This is a genomic window from Sutcliffiella horikoshii (assembly GCF_044809035.1).
In the GTDB taxonomy this organism is placed as follows: Bacteria; Bacillota; Bacilli; order Bacillales; family Bacillaceae_I; genus Sutcliffiella_A; species Sutcliffiella_A horikoshii_G.
In genome coordinates this window covers 1380359-1399910 of sequence record NZ_CP085237.1, presented here as the reverse complement: position 1 = coordinate 1399910, position 19552 = coordinate 1380359, and the positions used below count along the sequence as shown (strand labels likewise).

Here is a 19552-nt window from a genome sequence, read left to right as displayed (position 1 = left end):
CTATGCTTCCTCCTTATTTCTCCATGGGTAATCTTCTTCTTCCGTAAAAAGATGGCGGCTGTCAATCTGCCGATCATCCCGGTCCTTTCTTTTTGGAGCTACTCCGGACTGAATAACCCTATCTACTAGAGATTCCTTCCATATGCCCAATCCAGATATGTTCAACATATGTTTAATATGAAGTACGGGATCGTTTGTCAACTGATTCATCACTTTGCTTCTCCACGTCACCAAGGATTTGAGCGGACGGGAATAAGCTAAAGCGGAAAGGTGGCTTAATTTCAATACATGACGGACCCTTGGCTTTCTCACTTCTTCATAAAGGGACAGATATTCAGTTGAATGTCGATCTCTGTCATACATCCAACAGAACAGCTCACCAAGAACGTCCCCATCTTGAATGGCCAAGTTCATTCCCTCCCCCGCCATCGGATGCACGCTATGCGCAGCATCTCCAAGCAGTACTATATTGCCTTTCACATAATTGGACACGTGATAATGCACTGGAATCATCAACTGAATTTTTTTCCAAGAGTCTATCTCTTGTACATAACCGTCCAGCTCCGGACACAGTTCTAAGTATTTTTGATAAAATGACTCTAAACCCTCCTCTATCATCTGTTTATATGAACCTTTTGGAATCAGATAAACGGTGCGGACAAGGTTATCCGGTAAAGGAAAAAGTCCAAGGAACGTATGATCTGTAGAAATAATCTTTCCTTCGGTCATTGTTTCCGGCCTCGGAAACGTAACGGTTAAAAAGTGATGATCATACTGCTTTTCCTTCTTCGGAACATCCATCGTATCGCGGACCTTGGATTTCCGACCTTCTGCACTAACATAATAATCTGCTTCTAGTAGTACTTCTTCCTTTTCCGTTCTCACCTTTGCCTTGTTGCCTTCAAAACCCATGAACCGGCCAGGCTGAATATATTTAAAGGAAGGATACTTTTGCGCTTCTTCAAGTAGAATTGTTTTTAAGGTTTCATGGGGGATCATCAACGCATAATTATAGGGCTCCGGAAGGATGTTATAACTCATCAATTGAATCGGTTGCTTGCTTTTTTTATTCAGCTTGTTTTTTTCTATCAATTCAATGTGGTTGATCTTATGACCATGTTGCAATACCTCAGGAAGAATGCCATTTTTCTCGAAAATTTGCAGTGTTTTCGGTTGCACCAGCTCCCCCTTGTACATATGAGGACTTCCTTTGACCTGTTCTACAACCGTCACACCAATGCCACACTTCGCAAGCTTCATCGCAACCGTCAAACCGCCAACACCGCCCCCAATCACCAACACATTCGCCTTCAACACCATCACCACCTATACTCATTTCATTCCACTAAACCACAAAAGCAAAACTTGAGAACTCTCTGGTTTTGAAGAACTGCTTGAAAAAAAATCCTTCAGGGGGTCAGACCCCTGAAGGATTTTCGAAACCAATGTCGAAGTCACGCTTTGCAGCTTGAAGGACAGCTTGAAGGATGGCTTTACGAGCTTGATTGCGGAGAGAATTGCAGCAAAAGAACAGCTTAAACAGAATCGGGCGATTTTCTGCACTTACGGGCGACTTTTGAGATTTACGGGCGATTTAGGACCACTTTCGGGCGATAATTTGTGAAATCGGGCGATTTTTCAAATTTACGGGCGAAAATAGTAAAACACGGGTGATTCCCTAAAATTGTATAACCCTCACCCTCTAAATCAAATACATTTTTAGAAATCCAAATTCAAAAAAACAACCTCTCGGCCCCATTAGCCAAAGAAGTTGTTCTCTAAAAACCAACATGTTATAAATATCTTACCTGTACCTGCCGCTCCCAGTAGAGCGTTTCAACGCCTCGATATCTTCTTCAACGGCCCCCCAACGTTCTTCTACTAAAGCCTTTGCATCGGCAATCCCCTGATTATAATAGTAAGGTCCCAATTCTTTCATAAATATGTCCAGCAAAAGATCAGCACCTAACTCGCCAATCTCTTCGTCCCGTTCTTCTTCATAATACGCTTGAATTCTGCCGATCATTTGATCTTTCATTTCTTTCGGAATTGAAATCATCTAATACACGCACCTCTATACAAAATATATTAGCCGCTCTTTTCCGCTGTTTCTAAAAGTGGCTCATACATCATAATAGCATGATTTTCCGTTACATATTGATCGTACACTTCCTGTTATTCAAGTTCTTTTACATTATTTCTCAAGGATATTTTTCCCGATTCATTTAACACTAAAGTTAGATTTATATGTACCCTTACCACTAAAAGAATCAACTAAAAGCAGGTGACTAACATGGACATATACCAACAAGCTCCGTCTTCCTCTTTACAAGAGGGAGATGCCGTGTACTTATTTTATCGTAATCCGCACACACAGAATGTAGCATCGATTCAACAGGCAACCATCATGGCAAATCCTTATGAAGATGGTCAGCTGTCTATCTTTCTTTATGATACGTTCTATCAATTATCAGATGAGTTCGTCTTTTTCACTTCATTAGAAGAAGCTGAAGCATTATATAATGATTATTTTGGTCCAACATACGAATAAAAGGGGGGCAGTACATGAAACCGTTTGTTCCACAGCTGGTTTATATAGAACCTAAAGCTCTTGAATATCCACTGGGAGTGGAGCTGAAAGAGAAATTCGAATCAATGGGACTCGAAATCCGTGAGACCACTTCCCACAACCAAATAAGAAACCTACCGGGAGATAACGATTTTCAAAAATACAGGACAGCTAAATCTACTTTAGTTGTCGGAGTCAGGAAAACCTTGAAGTTTGATTCCTCCAAACCTTCAGCAGAGTATGCGATACCTTTTGCTACGGGTTGTATGGGGCATTGCCATTACTGCTATTTACAGACAACGATGGGAAGCAAGCCGTATATCAGGACTTACGTGAATTTGGATGAAATCTTTGACGCAGCCGACAAATACATGCAAGAAAGGGCTCCAGAAATCACCAGATTTGAAGCGTCCTGTACATCTGACATTGTAGGTATTGATCATTTAACACATTCCTTGAAAAAAGCGATTGAATACTTTGGTAAATCTGAACACGGCCTTCTTCGTTTCGTGACCAAGTTTCATCATGTCGACCATTTACTTGATGCAGATCATCGTGGAAAAACACGGTTCCGGTTCAGTGTGAATGCTGATTACGTTATTAAAAATTTTGAACCTGGAACTTCGTCTTTGGATTTAAGGATTGAAGCTGCTGCCAAAGTTGCAGGTGCAAATTATCCACTTGGATTCATCGTTGCCCCTATTTACTTGCATGACGGCTGGGAAGAAGGATACAAAACACTATTCCAAAAGTTATATGATAAACTCCCTGCACATGCTACGGAAGACCTTACATTTGAATTAATTCAGCACCGTTTTACGAAACCCGCAAAAAGGGTCATCCAACAAAACTATCCGATGACAAAGCTTGAATTAGATGAAGCAAAGCGGCAGTATAAATGGGGGCGTTATGGAATTGGGAAGTATGTATACACCAAGGATGAAGCGACCGAGATAAAAGAAACTCTCTCTGAGTACATCCATTCTTATTTCCCGCAGGCGCGAATTGAGTATTTTACGTAATGAAAAGGCCCACGATCAAAAAAGTCGTGGGCCTTCATTAAATTAATAGTCCACCATTCCCGACAACAAATAATGGAAAATGAGCTTTTCGGTATTTTGAATCGAGCTTGTGTGCGTGCGCTCAAAAGCATGGGAGGACTCTATACCAGGACCTATCAATCCATGGATGATATCGTGGCCAGAGCGGATGGCAGCAGATGCATCTGAGCCGTAAAATGGATAAATATCCACTTTGTAATCCACTTCGTTTTTCTTGGCTAACTCTACAAGGTGCTTTCTTAATCCGTAATGATATGGTCCGCTTGAATCTTTTACGCAAATCGATACCGTGTATTCATCTGATGATTGCCCATCTCCAAGTGCGCCCATATCCACCGCAAGGTATTCCACAGTTTCCGGGGTGATATTGGAGTTTCCTCCGTACCCGATTTCTTCATTATTAGAAATCAAGAAGTGTGTAGTATAAGGAAGGGTAATTTTTTCAGATTGTATGAATTTGATAAGTTTTAATAATATTGCAACGCTTGCTTTATCATCGAGATGTCTAGATTTTATGTAGCCGCTCTCTGTGATTTGGACTCTAGGATCAAATGAAACAAAATCTCCTACTTCAATTCCAAGAGCTCTCACTTCGTCTGCGTTGGTTACTTTTTCATCAATCCGAACTTCAATATTTTCATCGTTTCTTGGGGCATCGCCTGCATTTTTATAAACATGAACAGAAGTTTGATGCATAAGAATGGTTCCTGTGTAAGTTTTACCAGAAGAAGTCTCAATCTGACAATATTCTCCTTCGACTGAATTCCAACGGAACCCGCCTATTGTAGTAAGTTTTAATCTTCCATTAGATTTTACTTCTTTTACCATTGCTCCTAATGTATCCACATGGGCTGTCAGCATGCGGTGTTCGTTATCATTGGTTCCTTTAATGGAAGCAATCAGGCCTCCCTTTCGATTTCGAACGGTTTCTACCCCACAATCGCTTAAATAGCTTTCAACGAACTCTATCACTTTTTCTGTATTGCCTGAAGGACTTGGTATAGAAACAAGTTCTTTAATTAATGAGAAGGTTTCTTGTACATTGGGTTGATAAGTCATTGTGACACTTCCTTTGCTACTAATATTTACCTCTATTTAGCATAAGAGAAAACCCTCCTCTTGTATAGCCTGTGTCAAGGTAATTTTAATCCTATATTCAAGCAGCTGACATCCATAATAAGGCATTTCAAGGAAGAAGCATTTGATTTTAAGTAATATATAGTATACTGTTAATAATTACTATGTTTGGAATAGGAGGGGTCAAATGAATGAAATCTCCAAAAAACTATCACAATTCCTTCTTGAGAAAGATGTATCCTCTGGTTGGTCTTGTGTGAAAAATACAGCAGATCAAGGCTACAATAGTTCGTTTATATATGATTTCGTCCTACGGGACGCCATGTACCGGATAGGTGAAATGTGGGAGGAAAATAAAATATCCGTTGCACATGAACACCTGGCCACTGGAACATGTGAATTGATTATAACTAAATATCATTTAGAAAAATTAAATGATAGACTTATAGAAGATAACTCTTCTGCCCCACGTGCCATGTTTTTTTGTGTAGAAGGGGAAGAACACGATTTAGGATTAAAAATGGCCTCATCCCTCTTTGAAGAATATGGTTGGAATGTATATGACCTTGGTTCCAACCTTCCATTGGACTATGCAGAATATAGTTTACAAAAATGGAAGCCCGATGTCGTGTGTATCTCTGTTTCCATTAGGCACCACCTACCAAAACTAAAAGAAACAATAGAACGACTGCGAAATGTAAGCCCTGGCACCACTTTCATAGTTGGAAGCCGCCTGCATGCGGAATCTGCCTTTCAGTCATGCTGTCCAGCGGAAACTCTCATTGCTAAGGATACATCCTTCCTTTTCCAATGGTTGGAAGATTATAGAAAAGAAGCCGGAACCATCCATAAAGGAGTGCTTCTCTAATGTACCGGATTCCAGTTCCATATTTAAAATTGTCGGAGGACTTTGACATTATTAATGTTTCTCAGTCTGTCACCCACATTTTCTATCCTGTTTCATCCTTCCTAGATTTGGTTGATTTGGACAGTAAAGCAAAATTTAAACAAATCAAGACCATCCCTTCACCAGGTGTTATGGAGCTTAACCTAAAAACAACAGATTCACCTACAACATTGTTTACTGTGTATTTTCATTACCAGCAGAAAGAAAAGCTTATCCATTTGGTTTGTATGAATGAAACGTCTGCTTTTCAGCATGTGCAGCTGGAGTTCCAACAATGGCGTAAGCAACTTGAGAACAATGACTGGAATGAGATTGTAACGACTAACGGAGAACCTAATCCTTCTTTTGAATTTTATAAAAAGCAAGCTGAAAGAAAGATATCTACGATAAATGATTTACTTGGAATTATTACAGATGATTTATCAGAGGTTGGGAAACTAGAATATATTAAATTAATACAATCAGAACTAGAAGATATTAAGGTTCTTCTTCGTTCATAATAAAAAAACCCCTGTCTATGATCTGACGGGGGGTTCTTGTGCCTATTGTTCATCCATTAGAAAGTTCTCTATTGCCAATTCAAGTTTATTCATCTCTTTAAGCATGGCTGCTGCATATTCTTCTTTGTAGAACTCCTGTTTTTTAATAATTTGGAGCAAACCTTTAACAAAAAGGATGGGATGATACGAGTCAATTTTAAGTGTATCGTACTTTTCCTCATAATCCATGTGGATTTTTTCAAGCTTCTCTTGTAAAATCGCAAAGCGTTCTCTAGCATGTGCCAATTCTTCGTTTAATATCTGTATCTCTTTCTCTTCATGACTTTTTTCCTGTATAGCATGGAGGCCCGCGTCTTCACTCCGGTTACGCTCCACTACCTCTTGCTTTACATAGATCTTCCACTTTTTATTGATGGCATGAAAAAGCTCTTTACTGTCGCCTACAGATCCTGACTGCCCCAGAAACAAATATCCGTTCTCATTAAGAGAATGATGGAACGAAGAAATAATCCGTTGTTGCTGCGTCGGCTGAAAGTAAAGTAAGACATTTCTACAGCTGATGAAGTCCAAATGGTGGAAACCTGGATCTTTCGCAATATTGTGAGGAGCAAAAATGATATGCTCCCTTATTGATTTTTTTGCCACATAGAAATCCTGCTTCTTTTCGAAATACTTATTCAGAATGCCGGATGGAACATTTTCAAAAGCCGTATTAGGATAGAGACCCGCACCAGCTATCTTTACAGAGTCGTAATCCAAGTCCGTAGCATATATCTTAAAATCCATCACAAAGCTTTCATTCAAAGAGTCAATCGTCTCTTTTAACAGTATTGCCAAAGAATACACTTCTTGACCAGTGGAGCACCCTGCGATCCAAATTCTCATCTCACTTTCAGACAGTTCCAGCTTTTTCTTCAAGATGTTTGCAAAAACTTCTTTTTGGATGAGGTTAGCCAATTCGTTGTTTCTCAAGAATTCTTCCGCACTGACTGTTGGTTGTTTTAAATCAAGTAAGTTTTGACTTAACATATCTAGTCTCCCTATTTAAATGTTCAACTTCTTCTCTTTATATTTTTCTATTTTAACAAAATTCAAAAGAGTTCTGTGAAATTTTTTCCTACAAAAATCGAGTTTTATTTTATCTTCTTGACTTTCATTCGATATGTTGTATAATAAGAGATTGGGTACACACCCAACACATTAGTAACTTGATATTGAAAGGAAGAACGTTATGACATCTTTAGCAATACCAACGTGTCACAAGGATGCACTGGCGTTCCATATAGTTTTTTCACAGAGGCTTAATCGATCTGGCACGGCCTAGGAGCCGTAAGGACGTATGAGAGGTAGGGCTTACGTTGTTTAAGTAAGGGAAACTACCATGGAATTATACCGCGGCAAACGAATATAATACTTTTATGTCATTTATAAATCATGTCCATGTAGCAGGACAACTTATAATGCTTGTGATGAAGCAAGTTACTAATTGCGCTATACATCATTAATTAGCGCCTCTAATCGAATTAAAAAAATGAAAGCAAGTCGTCCTTCATGATGACTTGCTTTTATTTTTGTGCGTTTGGAAATTTGAAAGTATTTTAAAACACATGTATAATGAAATGCTGATTGTCAGTTTTGCTCGGAAAATAACTATCTTTGTAGATTTTTTATAGATGTAGAGGGGGAATTGGATGTCTTTCACAAGCTTATTCATGGCCGAAGAAGAGACAAGAGATAAAGAAGATATTAAACAGGAATTAGATGATTTGGAATTCCAAATGTTCCGCATGAAAGAAAACATGAAAGAGATAGCAAAAAAATGGCAAGTAATCGGAATCGATCAAACAAAAGATGATAATTGGGTAGTTGTTTATACGAATTACGATAAAAATTCGTGTAAAATTATGCTCAACGATTGTGAGTCTGCCTATCGAGGTCAATGGGATTTTTCCATTCTGGCCACATACAAAGAGCAAGATACCATCTTCATCGGGGATATTAAAGGACCTGAAAATAAGGGATACGGTTCCATCTGCATGAACTATCTTAAGGAAGTTGCCAAGGAACAGAATATCCATTGCATTACCGGGGATATCGCAAAACGTGATTGGGATCATGTAGAGCGCCTTGTTCATTTTTACGAAAAGCATGATTTTCAGGTTGAAATAGATAAGGAAACAAAGTCTGGAGAGATTGTTTGGCAACCTAATTAAATGCAACTAAAAAGGAGAATGAATGGAATGACTGTTAAAGTACTCGGCTCCACCGTTGATCGTTTCACACGCTGTACCCATTATCATTCACCAAGAGATATCATTGCCATCAAGTTCCGTTGTTGCAAAGAGTACTACCCTTGCTATCAATGTCACGACCAACATACTGACCATCCTAGCAGTGTCTGGCTTAAAGAAGAATTTGATACGAAAGCAATTTTGTGTGGAAACTGCAAAACGGAACTGACCATAAACGAGTATTTAAACAGCCAATCGATTTGTCCTGTATGTAACGCGGCTTTTAACCCAGGCTGCCAGTTACATTATCATTTATATTTTGAAAAATAGAGGCTTTCCACTCAGGAAGCCTCTTTCTTTACCTTTATTATCCTGGTACAACAACATCCGCCACACAGATGCGGTATGCACGGCAATGCTTAGAAGGTGTTCTTACCACTTGAACAAGCCCTGTCGAAGGAAATACCTCTACTAATACAGGGTTCCCCATGCTTGTTGCCCATACTAACATCGGACATAAAGGAATCCCGCCAATAGCTGCTGAAGTTAGGCTAGTTGCAATTGTTTGTAATTCCGCTACCGTAGGAGTTCTAAAATCAGAATCATAACCAGCACAAAAAGTAGCACTATATTTCATTACTTGGTTAAAAAATCTGAACTCTAGACCATTTACTGTTACTTCGCCTCTGTTTGCAAGAGCTTGTCTCAACCCTTCACATTCAGCTCCCTCATTCCATCTAACTGGATTCGGACACTTATCCTTCTTATCATCACAGCAATAGCAACGTTTCTTTTCACAACATTCCACATAAACTATTCCCACTATCTTCACCTCCTAATTTTGAATTACTATATGATATGACGGATACTAGATTATGCTTGTACTTTTCTACTAAAACGAAAAAATAGACGAGCGCATTTACTGCTCGTCTACCCCTCACTAGCATTTAATCATTGTACCTGTAATAGTGGGATGCACCAGCACTACAGCCACAACTTTTCTTACCTCTTGCTGCATCTCTTCTCATCGGTGAAAACGCATTTTCCATTTCATCTTCCCTCGCAGGTCTACTTGGACGAAGATAGCATTTACATTTCACTTCACAACAAACTTTGCATTCTACATACAAAACTCCCATGTCACTCACCTCCTCTATTAATCTATTAAAAGTATATTCATTTTAATAGAAATTGATTGTGCCAATTCCTAGTTTTTAGAAAATGAGAAAAAGCCCCACCCTTTTTAAAAAAAGGATGGAGCTTTTTAAGATGATCTGAGAGGGATTCGAACCCCCGACCCCTACCCTGTCAAGGTAGTATTCTCCCGCTGAACTATCAGATCTTGTATGCGACTGTATATATTATTATAGTTAGTAGATTAGAGTTTGTAAAGAATATTTTAGAAAAGGAATAACCGCTCAGACATGAACGGTTATACCTCCATTCTTTTTTCTTTCCTGCCTGAAGAGAACGCATCGAACATAAGGATTATCGCTGTTATAGTATGCAGGATCCAACCAAGTAAAAAGACCCAACCTAAACAGGATGCAATAATCCCCAAAATACTACCGTGGAACTTTTGACCTTCTCTAACGCTGAATACCAAAGTAATGATATGTAGAATTAACATAAGCGTTAGTGGAGAATAACCGAGCCCCATAACAGTTAATCCCCCAAGAAACGGTATTGCCAAAAATGCCTCCATTCCTCCCGTTACCCATTTTAACGTTGTGGCTGCTTTCACTTTTATCACCTTCCTCTTTTATATTTCTAGTATATTCCTTCCAAGGCAGAAAACAACCAGAATATACGTTCGTATATTTGTTGAATACAAAACGTACGTTCGTATATACTATAGGAAAGGAGCTGAAAATATGAAACGATTACTTGATCAGTATAGAGTGGCAAGCACTCCAATTGAAATGATATATATGGCAAAAGACGGAGCCATCACCCAAAGGAACATCATGGTACTGCAAGTTAACGAGAAGTCCATTACTGCATTTTGTTATCTTCGTCAAACGAAAAGGACTTTTCTACTACAGAACATCTTGTCTTTTAGTCCCATGAGAAAAAAATATGTGAATGAAGTCATTTAAATACACTTATTTATTGCACACCATCACCAATTTGTGATATTCTATAAAGAAACACATTTTTATAGGAGGGAGATAATAATGAGAGAAGTAACACTTACAGATATTTTTACACACCCTATCACACAGAAGTATTTGAAGCGCTCCGGAGTTGCCCATGCCCTTGAAGTGGCCAACCATGCCTTTCATTTAGCATTTAAATATAATGTTAGCGTAGACTTGGCAACCAAAGCAGCCCTTCTGCACGATATCGGACACTATGAATGGTACAGACAAGGAAAATGGGATTATGAGCTTTACAGAGAGAATGATATTCATGCAATCAAAGGGGCCGAGCGCGCTCACAAATTATTGATTCGTTTGGGAGAAAATCCACAAAACGCCAAAAAGATTTCTGTTGCTATCCTACTGCATACAGATTCCTACCTGCCTGAAATTGACGTCAAAAGAAGTCCATTACAAAAGGTAGTTAAGCTTGCTGACGAAATGGACGAGGAAAAAGGTGGTAACCACCACTACAAACAAATCGATAAGGTCCTTGCCCTTGAAAAAATCAACTACCTCGACCAACTCGTCGAACATTATCTTCCAAAACAACAGCTTTCTTCACCCTCACACGAGCAATCAATCTAACCATAAAGAGGTAGCCTATGCTGCCACCTCTTCCATTGCAAATTTTTGAAAGCCCTTACTTGGCAAGATAATATTCATATCCACCCACCACTCTGAATCCAGCATTTTCATAGAGCTTTATAGCTCCTTCATTTTTCACATCCACATCCAACCTTATTGCATGTTTAGGATACTTTACTTTTAGATTGGTTATTAATTTCTCTAATATTGCACGACCGTACCGTTTCCCCCTCTGTTCCGGAGTGATCGTAAATGCGCTTAAATACACTGATTCCCCCTCTTCACTTACTGTTATGGTAGCAATGGGAGTATTATCTACATGCACAAGAAACAGTTCGTACCCAGGATTTGAGGCATTACGTTCAATAAGACTTTTCACATTTTCATCCGTTGGCCCAACATCGAATCCATCCGATAAAAGCTTCATAATTATTGTTGATTCAGATAGATCTGCTTTTTTTATGGACATGTTTTGCAGACAATTGTACTTTTTGTGATATTTTTCATTGTACTCCATGGTGAACTCAGAAAACACGTAAGTCGCTTCCATTTTTAGTGCGAGATGAATGGCAGCGTCAGACATTGCAGGACAAACAAAAAGCACCTCGTTTGCACCACGTGCCCGTGTCATTTCTTTTGCACATTCAAGCAACCTACTGAACTTCCCTTGGTTTCGGTGGTCTGGATGGATCATCCCCGCAAGCTCCAACTTTTTAGGATCTATAAAAGAAAACAAACCTAAAAAACCAATTAATTCTTTTTTCTCCTTAGCCAAAATTAATCCAAGGTGAGTAGCGTCCCCTTTTTTAATCATGGATAAATTTAAACTGCCACTAATTTCAAAGCCATCATAAAATTCGCATTTCTTTAAGAGTTCAACCATTTCCTGATATTCCTCTTTAGTCAGGTTGTTTGTTTGTATTATCTCCATCGTCTTCCCCCAAATTTTTATGTTTTTTCCAAAAACACAAAACACCCATATGACATCATATGAGTGTTCAAGGTAAAACGTAATTATCCTATGTTAATCTGTTACTTTTTCTAAGTCTTCCATGATTTCTTCTAAAGGGACATCCAAGCCGCTATATGATTCCCGTACATATCCTTCTTTATCCACCAAGAAAATACTCGTACTGTGCATGTATTGATCCGAGCCTTCTTCTTTGGAAGCCGGTACCATAAATGATACATTGGCAAACCGTTCTATGGTTTCCTGATCATAGCCTGTAACAAAATCCCACGCCTGATAATCTGCTTTATACAAATCACCATATTCCTTTAAGGCTTCCGGAGTATCCTTCTCAGGGTCAATGCTAAATGAAACGATTGGCACTTCAACGCCTGCTTCTTTCATTTCTCGCTGCACCCTTGCCATATTGGCTGTCATTGGAGGACAAACTGTATCACAGTTAGTGAAAATAAAATTAGCCAACCAAAATTCCCCTTCATGCTCCGAACTTGTAAAGGCCTGTTTATCTTGATTTACTCCATCAAGCTCTCCTACCTCAAGTTTCATTGAAAATTCTTCATCTAAATTAACTTCATTGCTTCCGCAACCTGCGAGAGCAAGCAAGATTACAAATGATAATAACGGCCAAAGTCTTTTCAAACTCATTCCTCCAAACTAATAAAAAAGTGTCGAGACCATTATAGCCCGACACTCCTATTTAATGCTAGTTAACAAATTGTGAATCAATGAAGTTTGTGAAATCAGGCTTTTCCTTCAAAAACTTCAGATCAAAGGAAGAGTTAGCAAATTCCTGGACCACTTCTGCATCCACTTCATGAGTGAAGCGAATTCTTTCCCAGGCAGAATCAATAACTTCTTTTGATAGTTCTTGGTTTGTCAGTTCCTTAATGGAATTAATCGCAATCTCTTTTGATTCATCTGGATTTTCAGAAATGAAGTCAACGGACTCTTGGTGTGCATCCACTAATTTTTGTACCAGATCTTTATTTTCATCAATAAGCTTGCCACTTGTAACAAAGATTGTGTTAGGTAGGGTGGTTCCAAACGAAATCTCATGACTGTCAACAAGAATGTTAGCTCCGTGTTCGATGGATAACAAGGACGCCCAAGGCTCTGGAACTGCTGCAGCATCCACGCTTTCCGACTCAAACATTCCTGCATATTGTGCAGGATTTCCCGTTACGTGCTTCATACTTCCACCAATACGAGCGGAGGAAAGACCATAGTCTTGTAAAAATGTTTCCATCTGAACATCATGCGTACAACCAACTCCAGGCGTGATAAATGTTGCACCATCAAGGCCTTCCACAGATGTAATGCCACTTTCCTTACTTGCAATGATAACCGTTCCTCCAGAAGAAGCTCCAGCTACCACTTTCACATCCGCTCCGCTTACATAGTTGTTCATTGCCGGACCAGGTCCAACTAACCCGCCTTGTATGTCTCCCGTTTTCAATGCCGTCATAAATGCTCCGCCATCAGGGAATGTCTTGTAATCCACCTCATATTGATCGCCAAGGGCTTCTTCATACAAAGCTTTTTCACGAGCAACCATCGCTGGCACATGATCGATATTAGGAAAATATCCAATAACTACTTTCTCTTTTCCATTCGATCCGCTTGTGCTTGAGCCACAACCAGTAAGGACCCCCATTGCTAATAAAAATAGTGCACTAATAATCAACCAACCTTTTTTCATCTCTTTTCCTCCCATACTCTCTATTTACGAATCCAAGCCCCAGCGTTTGATGACATTTTTCTCGAAGCGCTGGAAGATGACTAAATCCACCACTGAACCGATCACACAAATGATGATGATAACGCCGAATACCAGACTCATCTGCCCGAAATCAGCTGCATATTTCAACGTATAACCTAAACCAGGTCCCATACTCAGTAATTCAGCTGCCATCAGCGCTCTCCAAGCAAACGCCCATGCAAGCCTTGCACCTGTCACCGCATAGGGAATGGATGCAGGTAAAATAATTTTCCAAAACATTTCCACACCGCTTGCCCCCATTGTGGAAGCAGCCTTTAAATATAATGGAGGGACGCTTTTGATTCCCATCCTCATATTAATGGTCATAACGAGTGTTCCACCCAAAGTAACAATAAAGATGATAGCCGTTTCATTAAAGCCAAACCAAATGATTGCAAGTGGCAACCATACGATACTAGGTACACTTTGCAACGCAAGGACAAGAGTCCCGACCGTTTCATCTGCCGTTTTTGACTTAGCTAGCCAAATCCCAAGCAGGGTTCCGATGATTAACGCCAAAAACAAACCGACTCCGAGGCGCTTAAAACTCGCACCTAAATCATACAGTAACGTTTTATCCATAAACCCTTGGTAAAGTGCCACCGCTACATTCGAAGGTTTTGGCATCACAGCCGGTGACCATCCGATTAGAAGCACCACCACTTCCCAAATGATAAATAAGGATGCAAAGAATATGAGGCGTTTTACTCCAGCATTCATCGTCTCAACTCCTCTTCTACAACCTTATCAATCTCTTTTTCCAACATTGCACTGATTTGCGATTCCAAAATTGCAACCTCTTCATTTGTCCGTAAACGGGGACGAGCGGCAGTCACCTTAATGTCTGCAATAATAGTTCCAGGTCTTGTTCCCATCACAAGGATCCGGTCTGAGAGTTTGATGGATTCATGAATGCTATGTGTGACAAACAGTACCGTTTTCTTCGTCTGCAACCAAATGGTTTCTAACTCCTGCTGAAGACGCAACCTTGTTTGTTCATCTAACGCACCAAATGGTTCATCCATTAAAAGAACGGTAGGATCCATGGCAAGAGCGCGGGCAATCGATACTCTTTGCTGCATTCCCCCTGACAGTTCATGAGGGTATTGCTTAAGATTCCCCCCAAGCTGCACCATTTTTAAGTAATGTAGGGCCCTTTTCTCCCTTTCGTCCTTATTTTTCATTTCACGGATGGCAAAAAGGACATTTTCCTCGACCGTCATCCATGGAAACAAGGCAGCCTGTTGAAATACCATTCCTCTATCTTTTCCTGGTTTTTTTATAGCCGACCCCTTCAATAGGATTTCTCCTTTTGTTGGCTTAAGTAATCCTGCCACCATGGAAAGCAAAGTGGACTTTCCACAGCCAGATGGTCCAAGAATGGAAACGAACTCCCCTTCTTGTATGTCAACATTAATAGATGATAGCACTTTATTTTCAACGTTTTGTTGTGTATAAACTTTAGTAATATCTGATATCTGTAAAAACAACCTATGCACCTACTTTACACTTTTCGCATAATCCATATTAGTTTAATCGGATTAATTGGATAAAATATATTATATAACCTATGTGAAAAAGGTCAATATATTGACAGAAAATAATTAAATTAATTTTAGACACCCCTGTTTGACTGGAGTGTAAGTTGTGAGACTCCAGCGGGAGGTAGCGGTAGACTTGAGACCCCACAGCGCAGCGAGGAGGCTCAAGCACCGCCCCGTGGAAAGCGAACAACAGAAACGAAAGGAAATAGGGAGTTAATAAAGCTCCTATTGTAATTAACTCTACAATAAAGCTTACCATTCAACAAATTGGATAAAGATATGATATTATAAACGATAAAGCGCTTACTACTATTGATAAAGGCATCACAGGAGGTATGAAACAATGAATAAAAATGTTGGGCGTATCGAGGAGTTCACACTCTACAGCAACGAACTAAATGAAGAAATGACACTGATGGTATATACACCAGCAAATTATTCACCACTCTATAAATACAATATCCTGATAGCACAGGATGGAAAAGACTATTTCACACTCGGCCGAATCGGGAGCACCACCGACAAACTGCTTGCCGCAAACGAGATGCAAAATACCATTATCGTTGGCATTCCGTACAAAGATGTAAAAGATCGCTGGGAAAAGTATCATCCAGACGGAAGCAAAAACAGCGCGTACATTCGCTTTCTTGCACATGAATTGACGCCATACATCGATGAAAAATATCCAACCTACCAAATGGGAATGGGACGAGCATTAATTGGGGATTCCCTGGCAGCGACCGTGTCTTTGATGACCGCACTGTCTTATCCACATACATTCGGCAAAGTCATCATGCAATCGCCATATGTGGATGAAAAAGTCATGAACAAAGTGCAAGATTTCAACCAGCCTTCTTTCCTCTCTCTTTACCATGTAATCGGCACAAAGGAAACAGAAGTTCCTACTACCAATGGAGAAAAGAAGAATTTCATCGAACCAAACCGAGCACTACATGAACTGATGAACGAGAAAGGATTTTCCGTATATTACGAAGAATTCGAAGGCACACACACCTGGACCTACTGGCAACCAGACCTAAAACAAGCCCTACCAAAGATGCTATCTTAGTTATTTAAGCATGTTGGGGAAACTTTTCTATTCTTTTGAAAACAAGTACGATAAAATAAGAACATAAGTTACACATTTACAAACGCTAATAGGAGGGATATTGGATGAAATATGGAATAGCTATTTTTCCGACCAAAAAATTACAAGATCTCGCAAATTCATTTCGAAAACGTTATGATGCACACTATGCATTAATTCCGCCTCACATAACGTTAAAAACAGCATTTGAAATAGATGAAAATGACATGAAATCAGTGACCGATGAGCTTGCAACTATCGCAAATGAAACCACACCAATCCCTTTGAACATTTACAAAGTGAGCTCTTTTGCTCCTGTGAACAATGTCATTTACCTTAAAGTAGATCCAACAGATGAGCTGGTATCTTTACATGAAAAGCTTCATTCTGGAAAAGGATATTTCCAAGATAATCGTGAATTTTCTTATGTGCCTCATATAACCATCGGACAGAACTTATCGGATGATGAACACTCTGATGTTTTGGGTCAGTTAAAAATGACTAATATTGAACACGAAGAGATGGTTGACCGCTTCCACCTTTTATATCAATTAGAAGATGGCATGTGGACAGTCTATGAAACATTCCGCTTTGGAAAGGATTGCTGACCCTTGCATGTACAACTTGTAGATACGGAGAAAGAGCTGCAGGATGCCTATTCTGTCAGAAAAACGGTTTTTGTGGAGGAGCAAAATGTGCCTCTTGAAGAAGAGATCGATCAATACGAAGAAGACTCGGCCCATTTCGTTTTGTACGATGATGATCAAGCAGTCGGAGCCGGACGTTTTCGTATTGTGGAGGGTATCGGCAAGGTAGAACGGATTTGCGTCCTCCCTTCTTACCGGACATCTAAAGGTGCCGGTCGCCTTATTATGAATACGATTGAAGAATATGCCAAGACAAAAGAGATGCATGTATTAAAGCTTAATGCACAAACTCATGCGGAAGCTTTTTATGCCAAGCTAGGTTATGAAACGGTTTCTGACATCTTTATGGATGCCGGAATTCCCCATGTTACCATGACGAAAAATATCTAACGAGATATCTCTCCAAGGGAAACCTGCCGAGAGATATCTTTTTTTGTTTTCATACTTTACCCACTCTATACTAATACTAGTGTCAAGGACCTAATATAAAGGATGACACTTACATGATGATGGATTTCGGCAAAATCGCAGTAGAATTGGTGATTGGTTTCTTTGCACTATTTCTTATTACCCAGCTACTCGGTAAAACACAAATAACCCAGATAACTCCCTTTGACTTCATTTCTGCACTTGTATTAGGAGAACTTGTAGGAAACGCGTTGTATGATAATGATATAGGTGTGGTAAAAATCATCTTCGCACTAGGCATGTGGGGATTATTAGTCTTTTTACTTGAAACGATCACACAGAAGGTGCGCAAAACAAGAGGATTATTAGAAGGCAGACCGTCTATCGTTATACATAAAGGAATCATAAACAAGAAGGAATTAAAGAAGTCCAAACTAGATATTGACCAACTTAGACATCTTCTCCGTTCAAAAGGGGCTTTCTCTATTCAAGAAGTAGAGTATGCCATACTTGAAACAGACGGGACAGTCAGTGTATTAAAAAAGCACCCATATGCTCAACCTAACAATCAGGAACTGAACATTCCTGTCAAAAGCGTCACCCTTCCGATACCTGTTATTTCTGATGGGGAAGTTCTGATGGATAACCTCGATGAGTTCAACCTATCGGAGCAATGGCTTTTAAATGAAATAAAAAAAATCGGCTACCATACCCCACAAGACATTGTTTTTGCCGAATGGGAAGAGGGAAAGCCAATTTATGTGATGCCTTATTCAGAAGAGGATACCACCAACAACTGATTGTTGCGAACTATCAGCTGCACCCGCCCTTCTTGAATTAATTTAGTCAAATAGGCGGTGACAGCCGTTCTGAACAGCATGTAAGACGGGACGTTGCGAATGGTAATTCTTTTTTCAGTGCAAGCTTTTGTCACTAACTGCTCTAAGGGTATCCCGTTTTTTTCTTGGGAAACCAATGAAAAAAGCAAAGTTTCAACCTGCACATGAACTTGTACATTTTCTTCAATGGTAGGAAGGAAGTTTTCTTCATAGCTCCCGTGGCCAGGTACTGCTCCTGCACATGGGAGATTTTTTATTTTTTCAAGGCTTTCCAATGTTTGTTTAGCATCCACAATATACGGAATGCCATGTTTATGTATAATCTCTACTCCAAAGTAGGCATCTGCTGCGAAAAGAATATCTTCGGCCATTACTCCAAATTGGCGATAACTGTGGCCAGGCAAGCTTACAGTTCGAAATTGGATTCCTCCTTCCTTCACCTCGCCTTCTTCCTCTAAAATTAAATCAATATTTACCGGTTTAGCTTCCAAAAACTTATTTCGCCATTCTTGGATAGGCTTCACGCCATGAAACAAGTACAAAGGCTCTAACATCGGTTCTTGCAGGATGGCTGCTTCAAATTTAGGTGCAATAGTGTAAACCTTTTGCTTCCCCTGCAAATATGCCGCTCCTCCATAATGATCGGCATGCGCATGGGTTATAAATAAATGAGTCAGAGGAAATTCTTTGTCATTTAAGGTTTTTAACACTTTTTTCATCGCCTGTTCTTCAAGTCCTGCATCAATCAGCATTCCTTCATTCGGCGAAAATTGAACATACCCAATGTTAACGGATCCTTTAAAATAATAAATGTTATTTGCTATTGAATGAAACTCCACGTAACATGCACTCCCTATAATGTTGAACTTCTATATGGTTTCGTGAAAGAGTCGTCCTTTTCCTGTTATGTCTGCTAATAATTTGTCGGAAATGCGGGAAGCCTGTTTTTCCTTTTTATAATTATATTGATTTTGTGGAGTATTCTTTTGAATTTCTTCCCATGAATATCTAGGATCCACTCTATAAAAGTTCGGTCTTATCACCGGATCAAGCTTAATCTGTTGTTTTTCTGAAATAGTTCGGTTTGCATATTGTGTGTAGGCATCCATTTGCACTGGTAAAACATATCCCATCACATCTCTCCCCTTTCTATTCTTCCTATATTTTTCCCTGTTTTTGCATTACACAAACTTCCTTTGACTCGTGTTTTCTCTATATAATATG

26 protein-coding genes, 1 tRNA gene and 1 pseudogene are annotated in these 19552 nt (G+C 39.5%); 12 read left to right on the top strand and 16 right to left on the bottom strand.

Annotated features, from left to right (window positions below; genetic code table 11):
* From LG307_RS07430 to LG307_RS07420, 3 genes and pseudogenes are all read right to left on the bottom strand, one after another.
* The gene (locus LG307_RS07430) at positions 1-1320 is read right to left on the bottom strand and encodes an FAD-dependent monooxygenase (RefSeq protein ID WP_404450406.1); all 1320 of its coding nucleotides are present in this window, start codon (positions 1318-1320) and stop codon (positions 1-3) included.
* Positions 1321-1804: 484 nt separating this feature from the next.
* Positions 1805-2059, bottom strand: coding sequence for a DUF2164 domain-containing protein (locus LG307_RS07425; protein ID WP_404449436.1), 255 nt, complete (start codon positions 2057-2059; stop codon positions 1805-1807).
* 29 nt (positions 2060-2088) lie between these two features.
* Positions 2089-2175 (bottom strand): annotated as a pseudogene (locus LG307_RS07420) (vancomycin resistance protein); the annotation flags it as partial.
* Between the two features lie 118 nt (positions 2176-2293).
* Between LG307_RS07420 and LG307_RS07415 the strand changes: the two are divergent.
* Positions 2294-2551: a transcriptional regulator SplA domain-containing protein gene (locus LG307_RS07415; RefSeq protein ID WP_404449434.1), complete on the top strand. Its 258-nt coding sequence runs from the start codon at positions 2294-2296 to the stop codon at positions 2549-2551.
* Between the two features lie 14 nt (positions 2552-2565).
* The gene (gene splB / locus LG307_RS07410) at positions 2566-3591 is read left to right on the top strand and encodes a spore photoproduct lyase (protein WP_404449432.1); all 1026 of its coding nucleotides are present in this window, start codon (positions 2566-2568) and stop codon (positions 3589-3591) included.
* Between the two features lie 42 nt (positions 3592-3633).
* Here splB and LG307_RS07405 read toward each other — a convergent pair whose 3' ends face one another.
* The gene (locus tag LG307_RS07405) at positions 3634-4689 is read right to left on the bottom strand and encodes a M42 family metallopeptidase (RefSeq protein ID WP_404449430.1); all 1056 of its coding nucleotides are present in this window, start codon (positions 4687-4689) and stop codon (positions 3634-3636) included.
* A gap of 205 nt (positions 4690-4894) precedes the next feature.
* Between LG307_RS07405 and LG307_RS07400 the strand changes: the two genes are divergently transcribed.
* Together LG307_RS07400 and LG307_RS07395 are read left to right on the top strand one after the other, a co-directional pair.
* Positions 4895-5575 (top strand): B12-binding domain-containing protein, encoded by a 681-nt coding sequence (locus tag LG307_RS07400; RefSeq protein WP_404449428.1) that lies wholly within the window; start codon positions 4895-4897, stop codon positions 5573-5575.
* On the top strand, positions 5575-6114 hold the full coding sequence (locus tag LG307_RS07395; protein ID WP_404449427.1) for a hypothetical protein: 540 nt from the start codon (positions 5575-5577) through the stop codon (positions 6112-6114). The genes LG307_RS07400 and LG307_RS07395 overlap by 1 nt, the downstream gene beginning before the upstream one ends.
* A 42-nt stretch (positions 6115-6156) precedes the next feature.
* Here the strand turns inward: LG307_RS07395 and LG307_RS07390 are convergent, their stop codons facing one another.
* Entirely contained in the window at positions 6157-7143 is a 987-nt protein-coding gene (locus LG307_RS07390) for a CheR family methyltransferase (protein ID WP_404449425.1), read from the bottom strand.
* Positions 7144-7805: 662 nt separating this feature from the next.
* On the opposite strand from LG307_RS07390, the gene LG307_RS07385 reads away from it, so the two are divergent.
* Both LG307_RS07385 and LG307_RS07380 read left to right on the top strand, forming a co-directional pair.
* Complete coding sequence (locus LG307_RS07385) at positions 7806-8327, top strand: hypothetical protein (RefSeq protein ID WP_404449423.1); 522 nt, start codon at positions 7806-7808, stop codon at positions 8325-8327.
* 18 nt (positions 8328-8345) lie between these two features.
* Entirely contained in the window at positions 8346-8675 is a 330-nt protein-coding gene (locus tag LG307_RS07380; RefSeq protein WP_404449422.1) for a CHY zinc finger protein, read from the top strand.
* Positions 8676-8712: 37 nt separating this feature from the next.
* On the opposite strand, the gene LG307_RS07375 is transcribed toward LG307_RS07380, so the two are convergent.
* The 4 genes from LG307_RS07375 to LG307_RS07360 form a co-directional block, all read right to left on the bottom strand.
* Positions 8713-9168 carry a hypothetical protein gene (locus LG307_RS07375; protein ID WP_404449421.1) on the bottom strand — a complete coding sequence of 152 codons (456 nt, stop codon included), beginning with the start codon at positions 9166-9168 and terminating at the stop codon, positions 8713-8715.
* A gap of 124 nt (positions 9169-9292) precedes the next feature.
* On the bottom strand, positions 9293-9484 hold the full coding sequence (locus LG307_RS07370) for a hypothetical protein (protein ID WP_404449419.1): 192 nt from the start codon (positions 9482-9484) through the stop codon (positions 9293-9295).
* 131 nt (positions 9485-9615) lie between these two features.
* A tRNA-Val gene (locus LG307_RS07365) sits at positions 9616-9687 on the bottom strand.
* Positions 9688-9777: 90 nt separating this feature from the next.
* Positions 9778-10089 (bottom strand): hypothetical protein, encoded by a 312-nt coding sequence (locus LG307_RS07360; protein WP_404449417.1) that lies wholly within the window; start codon positions 10087-10089, stop codon positions 9778-9780.
* A gap of 130 nt (positions 10090-10219) precedes the next feature.
* Here LG307_RS07360 and LG307_RS07355 point away from each other — a divergent pair, with 130 nt between their 5' ends.
* Together LG307_RS07355 and LG307_RS07350 are read left to right on the top strand one after the other, a co-directional pair.
* On the top strand, positions 10220-10444 hold the full coding sequence (locus LG307_RS07355; protein WP_404449415.1) for a hypothetical protein: 225 nt from the start codon (positions 10220-10222) through the stop codon (positions 10442-10444).
* A gap of 78 nt (positions 10445-10522) precedes the next feature.
* Positions 10523-11074: an HD domain-containing protein gene (locus LG307_RS07350; protein ID WP_404449413.1), complete on the top strand. Its 552-nt coding sequence runs from the start codon at positions 10523-10525 to the stop codon at positions 11072-11074.
* 55 nt (positions 11075-11129) lie between these two features.
* Here the strand turns inward: LG307_RS07350 and LG307_RS07345 are convergent, their stop codons facing one another.
* The 5 genes from LG307_RS07345 to LG307_RS07325 all read right to left on the bottom strand — a co-directional run bounded on the left by LG307_RS07345 (position 11130) and on the right by LG307_RS07325 (position 15293).
* Positions 11130-12005 carry a GNAT family N-acetyltransferase gene (locus tag LG307_RS07345; protein ID WP_404449411.1) on the bottom strand — a complete coding sequence of 292 codons (876 nt, stop codon included), beginning with the start codon at positions 12003-12005 and terminating at the stop codon, positions 11130-11132.
* A 93-nt stretch (positions 12006-12098) separates the two neighbouring features.
* Positions 12099-12683: an SCO family protein gene (locus LG307_RS07340; protein WP_404449409.1), complete on the bottom strand. Its 585-nt coding sequence runs from the start codon at positions 12681-12683 to the stop codon at positions 12099-12101.
* Between the two features lie 64 nt (positions 12684-12747).
* Positions 12748-13743, bottom strand: coding sequence for an aliphatic sulfonate ABC transporter substrate-binding protein (locus LG307_RS07335; protein ID WP_404449407.1), 996 nt, complete (start codon positions 13741-13743; stop codon positions 12748-12750).
* Between the two features lie 24 nt (positions 13744-13767).
* A complete protein-coding gene (locus LG307_RS07330; RefSeq protein WP_404449405.1) occupies positions 13768-14523 on the bottom strand; it encodes an ABC transporter permease in 756 nt (251 codons plus the stop codon).
* Positions 14520-15293 (bottom strand): ABC transporter ATP-binding protein, encoded by a 774-nt coding sequence (locus LG307_RS07325; RefSeq protein WP_404449403.1) that lies wholly within the window; start codon positions 15291-15293, stop codon positions 14520-14522. The genes LG307_RS07330 and LG307_RS07325 overlap by 4 nt, the downstream gene beginning before the upstream one ends.
* A 397-nt stretch (positions 15294-15690) precedes the next feature.
* Between LG307_RS07325 and LG307_RS07320 the strand changes: the two genes are divergently transcribed.
* The 4 genes from LG307_RS07320 to LG307_RS07305 all read left to right on the top strand — a co-directional run bounded on the left by LG307_RS07320 (position 15691) and on the right by LG307_RS07305 (position 18289).
* Positions 15691-16416 (top strand): alpha/beta hydrolase, encoded by a 726-nt coding sequence (locus LG307_RS07320; protein WP_404449401.1) that lies wholly within the window; start codon positions 15691-15693, stop codon positions 16414-16416.
* Positions 16417-16520: 104 nt separating this feature from the next.
* Positions 16521-17042: a YjcG family protein gene (locus LG307_RS07315; protein WP_404449399.1), complete on the top strand. Its 522-nt coding sequence runs from the start codon at positions 16521-16523 to the stop codon at positions 17040-17042.
* Between the two features lie 3 nt (positions 17043-17045).
* A complete protein-coding gene (locus LG307_RS07310; RefSeq protein WP_404449397.1) occupies positions 17046-17471 on the top strand; it encodes a GNAT family N-acetyltransferase in 426 nt (141 codons plus the stop codon).
* A 116-nt stretch (positions 17472-17587) separates the two neighbouring features.
* Positions 17588-18289 carry a DUF421 domain-containing protein gene (locus tag LG307_RS07305; RefSeq protein ID WP_404450405.1) on the top strand — a complete coding sequence of 234 codons (702 nt, stop codon included), beginning with the start codon at positions 17588-17590 and terminating at the stop codon, positions 18287-18289.
* Here the strand turns inward: LG307_RS07305 and LG307_RS07300 are convergent.
* On the bottom strand, positions 18259-19167 hold the full coding sequence (locus tag LG307_RS07300; protein WP_404449395.1) for an MBL fold metallo-hydrolase: 909 nt from the start codon (positions 19165-19167) through the stop codon (positions 18259-18261). The two genes, LG307_RS07305 and LG307_RS07300, sit on opposite strands and share 31 nt — an antisense overlap.
* A 30-nt stretch (positions 19168-19197) precedes the next feature.
* Positions 19198-19461 carry a hypothetical protein gene (locus LG307_RS07295; protein WP_404449392.1) on the bottom strand — a complete coding sequence of 88 codons (264 nt, stop codon included), beginning with the start codon at positions 19459-19461 and terminating at the stop codon, positions 19198-19200.
* Positions 19462-19552 lie beyond the last annotated feature (91 nt).